The 7,213-nt window shown below is 46.2% G+C and carries 10 protein-coding genes and 2 pseudogenes; 11 read left to right on the forward strand and 1 reads right to left on the reverse strand.

Annotation, left to right across the window (positions count from 1 at the left end; genetic code table 11):
- The 7 genes and pseudogenes from RMO35_RS25335 to RMO35_RS12615 form a co-directional block, all read left to right on the forward strand.
- Positions 1–169, forward strand: a pseudogene (locus tag RMO35_RS25335) (pyridoxamine 5'-phosphate oxidase family protein); the annotation flags it as partial.
- A gap of 88 nt (positions 170–257) precedes the next feature.
- A complete protein-coding gene (locus RMO35_RS12590; RefSeq protein ID WP_309741622.1) occupies positions 258–638 on the forward strand; it encodes a DUF6632 domain-containing protein in 381 nt (126 codons plus the stop codon).
- A gap of 226 nt (positions 639–864) precedes the next feature.
- Entirely contained in the window at positions 865–1,377 is a 513-nt protein-coding gene (locus tag RMO35_RS12595; protein ID WP_309741624.1) for an isoprenylcysteine carboxylmethyltransferase family protein, read from the forward strand.
- A 170-nt stretch (positions 1,378–1,547) separates the two neighbouring features.
- Positions 1,548–2,921, forward strand: coding sequence for an NAD-dependent succinate-semialdehyde dehydrogenase (locus tag RMO35_RS12600; RefSeq protein ID WP_309741626.1), 1,374 nt, complete (start codon positions 1,548–1,550; stop codon positions 2,919–2,921).
- Between the two features lie 4 nt (positions 2,922–2,925).
- Positions 2,926–4,587: an acetolactate synthase large subunit gene (locus tag RMO35_RS12605; protein ID WP_309741627.1), complete on the forward strand. Its 1,662-nt coding sequence runs from the start codon at positions 2,926–2,928 to the stop codon at positions 4,585–4,587.
- A gap of 129 nt (positions 4,588–4,716) precedes the next feature.
- Positions 4,717–5,004 (forward strand): DUF1778 domain-containing protein, encoded by a 288-nt coding sequence (locus RMO35_RS12610; protein ID WP_309741628.1) that lies wholly within the window; start codon positions 4,717–4,719, stop codon positions 5,002–5,004.
- A complete protein-coding gene (locus RMO35_RS12615) occupies positions 4,995–5,516 on the forward strand; it encodes a GNAT family N-acetyltransferase (protein ID WP_309741629.1) in 522 nt (173 codons plus the stop codon). Before RMO35_RS12610 ends, RMO35_RS12615 begins: the two co-directional genes overlap by 10 nt.
- On the opposite strand, the pseudogene RMO35_RS12620 reads toward RMO35_RS12615, so the two are convergent.
- Positions 5,500–5,625, reverse strand: a pseudogene (locus tag RMO35_RS12620) (NADP-dependent isocitrate dehydrogenase); the annotation flags it as partial. The gene RMO35_RS12615 and the pseudogene RMO35_RS12620 overlap by 17 nt on opposite strands.
- A 99-nt stretch (positions 5,626–5,724) precedes the next feature.
- Between RMO35_RS12620 and RMO35_RS12625 the strand changes: the two are divergent.
- The 4 genes from RMO35_RS12625 to RMO35_RS25340 all read left to right on the forward strand — a co-directional run.
- Positions 5,725–6,069 carry a hypothetical protein gene (locus tag RMO35_RS12625; protein WP_309741632.1) on the forward strand — a complete coding sequence of 115 codons (345 nt, stop codon included), beginning with the start codon at positions 5,725–5,727 and terminating at the stop codon, positions 6,067–6,069.
- 174 nt (positions 6,070–6,243) lie between these two features.
- The gene (locus RMO35_RS12630) at positions 6,244–6,663 is read left to right on the forward strand and encodes an element excision factor XisH family protein (protein WP_309741633.1); all 420 of its coding nucleotides are present in this window, start codon (positions 6,244–6,246) and stop codon (positions 6,661–6,663) included.
- Entirely contained in the window at positions 6,651–6,992 is a 342-nt protein-coding gene (locus RMO35_RS12635) for a XisI protein (protein ID WP_309741634.1), read from the forward strand. Before RMO35_RS12630 ends, RMO35_RS12635 begins: the two co-directional genes overlap by 13 nt.
- A gap of 132 nt (positions 6,993–7,124) precedes the next feature.
- On the forward strand, positions 7,125–7,213 hold an 89-nt coding region (locus tag RMO35_RS25340; RefSeq protein ID WP_396135665.1), incomplete at its 3' end, for a type II toxin-antitoxin system VapB family antitoxin.

Consider the following 7,213-nt stretch of genomic DNA (forward strand, 5'->3'; position numbering starts at 1 on the left):
GATTTGGCAACTCATCAAAGAGATTAATCCCACACTTTCACCCGCTCTCAATCGGACTTGGATCGATTCTTGGGGACGAGCCGAAGTAGTTGCCATCTATCGGGTGTATCCCAGTGAAATGAGCGGACGCACGACTGATGGTGTCAGCAGCAGGCAGTTAGTCGGGTGAGTTGCTAGCGATAATCCGAGCTACTGTGCGGGGAAAAATTGCGACACTAGCGCAAATAACATTACAAATATAGGCGGAGGTTAGAGTAATGAACGAACGTCATCGGTACTTACAAATCGCCCTGGTTGTAGTTGGCATTGCCTTTTTGCTTATCTATCCGCTCATCGAAATTTGGCCGTCAGGCTGGGGATGGCAGCCAGAGCATTCTAAATCCGAACAGATGGTTGTCGGTGTTTATGCGACGCTTGGGGTCTTTTTGCTGGGGGCTGCTCGCAAACCAGAACTGCACCTGAGCTTAATTTGGTTCACTGTCTGGTCGAGTGCTGTCCACGGGCTAATTATGGCAGTACAGGCAGTAACTGACTCCGCAGAACGCGGACATCTCTTCGGCGATGTTCCAGCATTAATTTTGGTGGCAATTGTCCTTGCTCTCCTGACCCCCCGCGACATGGTGCCAATGCAAGAATGAGCTTGGCATCATAATTGCACCAATGGCATAGAATATTTGGCAAGTCAGTCATCGTCTGATTCCGGCTTGGTTAGAGTTGATTTTAACCCACTCTTGAGATGGTGGAGGTACTGCGATAGGTGGCTTTTGGTCTGCCTTATAATAACCATTTTAGCGTGGGACACTGCTATCGTTGGCGTAGCCGCGCTCGAAGTAGGTAATCGGCTAAAATGATGATAAATAATCCATGAAACTATTATCAGATTGGGGTATTACTGGTGACTGGTGGCGAGGCGATCGTGGTGAATACTGGGTAATTTATCAAGGCATTTTACTACTTATTTTTGCTCTCGCACCACCAAATACACCTAATTTTATCGATTTAAATACATCTGTTTGGCAGTATTTGAGTTTGATTTTGGCAGCTATCTTCAGCATTTTAGCAATAGTTTTCCTGGGTCAATCGCTCTTCGATCTGGGTCGAAACCTCACGCCATTACCCCACCCTAGAGATGATGGGCAATTAGTAAAAACTGGTATCTATGGAATTGTCAGGCATCCTTTATATGGTGGGGTAATTTACCTGGCTTTAGCTTATGCAAGCTGGCGGATGAGTTGGGTACATGTGGTAGGTTCGATCGTTTTGTTCGTATTTTTTGATGCTAAGTCCAGAACAGAAGAAGTTTGGCTGACAGAAAAGTTTCCAGACTATGCTAATTATTCTACTGTTGTCAAGAAGTTGATTCCTTGGATTTATTAGTTGTAGTGACTGACTGAATAACTAAGCAGCCAGCGATCGATCGATTATCTGAGACAGATGCAGCATCAATGTAAATTTTCATCATGTTTATCATGTGTTTTGATGTTACAGCCCCGAAGTTTGTCACGATCGAATGAGGGCACTCTCTAGCTAAGGGATAGACTAAACCAATGGGTATTGCCAGTATCAATCCGACGACAGGGCAACAACTGAAAATTTTCCCAACTCTCTCCGATGATGTCCTCAAAGCCAAAATTATCGAATCGGGGCGGGTGTTTCAGGACTATTGCCAGACATCCTGGGAGCAGCGGAGTCAATGGCTCCATCAGGCGGCTAGCCTCCTGCGGGACGATCGACAGTCCTTTGAGTGGGCGAAACTCATGACCCTAGAGATGGGCAAACCGATCGAACAGGCGATCGCTGAAATCCAAAAATGTGCTTGGGTTTGTGACTATTATGCAGAGCATGGGGCAGAGTTTTTAGCCCCCGAAATAGTTGCCACTGATGCCAGTCAATCTCGGATTGAATATCAACCGCTCGGCACGATTTTAGCCGTCATGCCGTGGAATTTTCCATTTTGGCAGGTATTTAGATTCGCCGCGCCCACCCTGATGGCGGGGAATGTGGCTCTGCTCAAACATGCTTCTAATGTGCCCCAGTGCGCGATCGCGATCGAAGATATTTTCCTTCAAGCTGGGTTTCCGCCAGGGGTATTTCAAACCCTGTTAATTTCCGCAGATCGAGTCGAATCCGTCATCAGATCGCCCCAAGTCAAAGCTGCCACCCTCACGGGCAGCGAACCCGCTGGAGCCAGTTTAGCCCAAGCAGCCGGAGCAGTTCTCAAAAAAACCGTGCTGGAACTAGGCGGTAGCGATCCGTTTATCGTGACGACGAGTGCGGATCTGGATGAGGCTGTCGCTGTCGGGGTAAAGGCACGACTGCTCAATAATGGGCAATCCTGCATTGCTGCCAAACGGTTCATCGTGCTAGATGAGATCGCCGATGATTTTAGCACCAAGTTTGTGGCGGCATTTAGCCAGCTCCAGATCGGGGACCCATTACAGACTGCGACTAATGTTGGCCCCTTGGCGACCTTGGCGGGTTTGGAGCAGATCGATCGACAGGTACGAGATTCGATCGCGGGTGGAGCGGAATGTTTAATTGGCGGTAAACCTTGGTCTGGATTACCAGGCTTTTTTTATGAACCTACTATTCTCAAGAATATTCCCCCCACTTGTGCCACCTACCGCGATGAATTTTTTGGCCCCGTGGCGTTGCTATTTACAGTACCCGATCTGGATGCCGCGATCGCGCTAGCGAATGACAGTCCCTTTGGCTTGGGTGCGAGTGCCTGGACTCAGGATGCTACAGAACGCGATCGCTTAATTTGCGAATTAGAAGCGGGTTCGGTGTTTATTAATGGTATGGTCAAATCCGATCCGCGTCTGCCCTTTGGGGGGATTAAGCGATCGGGTTACGGTCGGGAACTCGGACGACCTGGCATTCGAGAATTTGTCAATATCAAAACTATCTGGATTAAATGAGCCTATGAATACGGCAGAATTATTGGTGCAATGTCTAGAAAACGAAGGCGTGAAGTATATTTTTGGACTTCCAGGCGAAGAAAATCTCCACATCCTCGAAGCACTCAAGGGTTCTACGATTCAATTTGTGACCTGTCGGCACGAGCAAGGAGCCGCTTTTATGGCAGACGTATATGGGCGATTAACCGGACAGGCGGGGGTCTGTCTGTCTACATTGGGGCCAGGGGCAACCAACCTGATGACGGGGGTAGCTGATGCCAATCTGGATGGGGCACCACTGATTGCGATTACCGGACAGGTGAGTACCGATCGAATGCACATCTTATCCCATCAGTATCTCGACTTAGTGGCGATGTTTGCACCGATTACCAAGTGGAGCAAACAAATCGTCCAGCCCAATAGTACCGCCGAAATCGTCCGCAAAGCCTTTCACGTTGCCCAGTCGGAAACGCCTGGTGCGGTGCATATCGACGTACCGGAAAATGTCGCGGCGATGCCAGCAACTGTAAAACCCTTGCATAAAAATGGAGCGAGTCGAGTCTATGCTGCCTTTGCCAGTCTCGATCGAGCCGCCGCAGCCATCGCCCAAGCCCAGAACCCGCTAATATTAGTCGGTAACGGTGCGATCCGTTCCCATGCCAGCCTTGCCCTGACGGAGTTGGCTACTCAACTAAATTTACCCGTCGTCAACACTTTTATGGGCAAGGGGGTCATCCCCTACACCCATCCCTCCGCTCTATGGTCGGTGGGTTTGCAACAGCGAGACTATATTAGCTGTGGATTCGATCGCACCGACTTGGTAATTGCGGTAGGCTACGATCTGATTGAATACTCGCCCAAGAAATGGAATCCCACAGGCGAAATTCCGATCGTCCATATTGCCGAAGTCTCAGCAGAAATCGATAGTAGTTATATTCCCCAGGTTGAGGTGGTGGGCGACATCGCCGACTCGCTTCAGGAGATTCGGCAACGGTGTCAAAAGTCGTCAGATGCTAAATCTAAACCCGAACCCCATGCCCTATCGCTCCGTGAGGAAATTCGGGCAGATTACGAGCAATATGCTCAGGATAAAGGCTTTCCGATTCGCCCCCAAAAACTGATCTACGATCTGCGACAGGTTTTAGGCGATGACGATATTCTGATTTCGGATGTGGGTGCCCATAAAATGTGGATCGCCCGTCACTATCATTGCGCCAAACCGAATACCTGTTTGATTTCTAATGGTTTTGCGGCGATGGGAATTGCCATTCCAGGCGCGATCGCGGCTAAATTAGTTTGTCCCGATCGCAAGGTGATTGCCGCTACGGGAGATGGGGGTTTTATGATGAATATGCAGGAGCTAGAAACTGCGCTGCGCCTGAATACGCCCTTTGTGACGCTGATTTTTAACGACGGGGGCTATGGGCTGATTGAATGGAAGCAAATGCAGCAGTTTGGAGTGTCTTCGTTCGTTAAATTTGGCAATCCCGATTTTGTGAAGTTGGCTGAGAGTATGGGGTTGAAGGGATACCGGATTGCTGAGACTGCGGATTTTATTCCCACGCTTCAAGAGGCTCTAGCTCAAGATGTTCCGGCGATAATTGACTGTCCAGTTGATTATCGGGAGAATGTTCTCTTTAGCCAAAAATCCAAGACTTTGGACTGTCTGATTACGGAGGATGCCTAATCATCAACTGCATAAAGTCAATTTTTGACTTTATGCAGTCGATCGACAGATCCCAATATACGATCTATTTCCGTGTAGACGATCGATCCACAATATGTAAAAATTAGAATAAATAAGGCTAAAGATATTATGTCTTCTTCCTCAGTCTCTCGATCTCCTCGCGATAGTAGTATGAATATCCGTCTCAACCGTCAGCAAAGAGATACACTCGATCGAGCCGCGAGTTGTCTGGGCAAAAATCGGTCTGATTTTGTCTTGGAAGTAGCTTGTCGGGAAGCAGAACATGTGTTGTTAGATCAAGCTTATATTGCCGTTAGTGAAGAGACGTTTGCCAATTTTTGCCAAATGTTGGATTCACCACCAGAGCCTTCAGAGGGCTTACGAAAACTGATGCAGGTAAAAGCACCTTGGGCATAACACCATCGCCATTGCAACCACCTGTACCCTTAACAGCAAATCATTTAGTCACAGATTTCGACTGTGGTGTTGATTCGCTCAATGAATGGCTGAGTAAACGAGCGTGGAAAAATCACACGATCGATGTATCGCGAACATTTGTAGTTACCGATGGTGAAATTGTCGTCGGTTATTATTGCCTCAGCAGCGCAGCAATTGACAGAATTGAAATGCCCAAAGCGCGACAACGCAACATGCCAGATCCGATTCCCGCAGCACTAATCGGTCGGCTGGCTGTCGATCTACGGTATCAAGGACAAAAAATAGGCGTGAGTTTACTGCAAGATGCAATCTGCCGAATTGTCATAGCAGCAAAAAGCGTTGGCATGGCTTATATTTTGGTTCATGCTTTGGATGATGGAGCAAAACATTTTTATGAAATTAATGGTTTTGTGGCAATTCCCGAACGACCATTGACGCTATTCTTGCCCGTTGCTACTGCTGTTGCAGCCATCCAATCTCAAGAACTTTAGTAAATGTCTCGACGATCGGTAAAAATAAATATGTTGCCAAAGCCAGGGCTTCATCGGTGAAGGTGTAGAGGATTTTCGAGGGTTGGGCTGTTATTGCTCTTGTTTGCATGGTGCGGGTGCGTGTCGCGGTGACTCTGAACCATTATTTTGACATCTCTGGGAGATTTGGTGGTAATATAATTGGCGAAATCAGGAATAAGGGTGAAAAATGGAAGACCCAATCAAATTTGATTTATGGTGCAGTATTAAGAAAGGATTTGCAAAAGAAGGCATTGCTGTCATTTCCCAACTAATGCCACACTTGACAAAACTGGAAACACATCTAACTATTAACCATTCAGTAGTAAGTAGCTCGCAAATACTACTTGCTCGCTCTCTAAGTTGGGCTGAAGTGAACGATTTAAAAAATCGTATTGTAGAGTTTGTTGTAGATACTAACGTATGTCAGGAAGGTTATAATCCTAATCAGTCAAAAAATCATTATTGTAAGAATCACGAATTAATTTATGGGGGTTGTCTGGGTTGTCATGTTTGTCGAAATTTTTATCTTTAAAATTAAGTTCAATTAAAACTACACAAGACTGAATTTGAAATATATCTTAACTCTCGATCGACAATAGATAAGTAGAGCGGTGCAACCATTTATAATATTAGAAAAGCCCAAAATTTGGACAGTGAGAACTTCTCACCCTAGAGCAATCTAAACTTTTTGAGGAGAACTCCAACCATGCCAGCCCGTGACTATTATCATGAAGTAGTACGCATCGCCCTTCAGAAAGACGGGTGGACGATTACCCACGATCCTTACCGTCTCAAACTTGCCCGCAAAAAGAACCTGTACATAGATTTAGGAGCCGAACAACTCATCGGAGCCGAAAAAGACATCCAGAAAATCGCCGTTGAAATTAAGAGCTTCCGCAGTCCTTCCGAAATGAAAGATCTCGAAGAAGCCCTAGGTCAATTTATTTTGTACGATCGACTCTTAAACCGCCACGAACCAGATCGAAAACTATATTTAGCAGTTCCTGAAGATGTTAGAGCATCAATATTTGAAGAAGAAGCTGGGCAAGTTCTAATCGAAGAAAAGATAATTCGCCTATTTACTTTTGATTTCAATCAACAAGAGGTCGTCAAATGGATAACATAAACGTCGAAAAGCTCCAACAAGCTAGCATCAAAGTCCTGCGAGATTATTATGAATTTCTAGGAGACGACCCTGAAAGCGAACTGCAATTAGTCATCGATGAAAAAAATCATCACTACTTACTTCTCGAAGCTGGTTGGCACAAAAATCAAAGAATTTATGGCAACCTCATTCATCTTGACATTATCCAAGATAAAATCTGGATTCAACAAGACGGTACCGAAATCGGTATCGCTAACGAACTCGTCGCCCTAGATATCTCGCCCCAGCAAATCGTCCTCGCTTTCAAAACACTAGAACGCCGTAAAATTACTGATTTCGCCGTATCTTAAATCCAATTTGAGCGATCTTAGTGGCGATTCGGCAAAGCCAACGCTGCACGAACGTGAAATTGCGATCGACAAGAGACACGCAGGCATTTTGCGGTTATGATGTGTATAAATAGCGTTATTGATACACATCACATGAGAACCAACATCACGATCGATGATGATTTGATGGAAGCAGCGATGCAAGCGACAGGGGTCAAGTCCAAGAAAGAGACAGTAGAACT

The organism is Chamaesiphon sp. OTE_20_metabat_361 (assembly GCF_031364565.1).

Coding starts and splice junctions, on each gene's coding strand:
- RMO35_RS12625 (WP_309741632.1), top strand. CDS start 5,725: ATGGAAGACCCAATCAAATTTGATTTATGGTGCAGTATTAAGAAAGGA.
- RMO35_RS12590 (WP_309741622.1), top strand. CDS start 258: ATGAACGAACGTCATCGGTACTTACAAATCGCCCTGGTTGTAGTTGGC.
- RMO35_RS12605 (WP_309741627.1), top strand. CDS start 2,926: ATGAATACGGCAGAATTATTGGTGCAATGTCTAGAAAACGAAGGCGTG.
- RMO35_RS12610 (WP_309741628.1), top strand. CDS start 4,717: ATGTCTTCTTCCTCAGTCTCTCGATCTCCTCGCGATAGTAGTATGAAT.
- RMO35_RS12630 (WP_309741633.1), top strand. CDS start 6,244: ATGCCAGCCCGTGACTATTATCATGAAGTAGTACGCATCGCCCTTCAG.
- RMO35_RS12600 (WP_309741626.1), top strand. CDS start 1,548: ATGGGTATTGCCAGTATCAATCCGACGACAGGGCAACAACTGAAAATT.
- RMO35_RS12635 (WP_309741634.1), top strand. CDS start 6,651: ATGGATAACATAAACGTCGAAAAGCTCCAACAAGCTAGCATCAAAGTC.
- RMO35_RS12595 (WP_309741624.1), top strand. CDS start 865: ATGAAACTATTATCAGATTGGGGTATTACTGGTGACTGGTGGCGAGGC.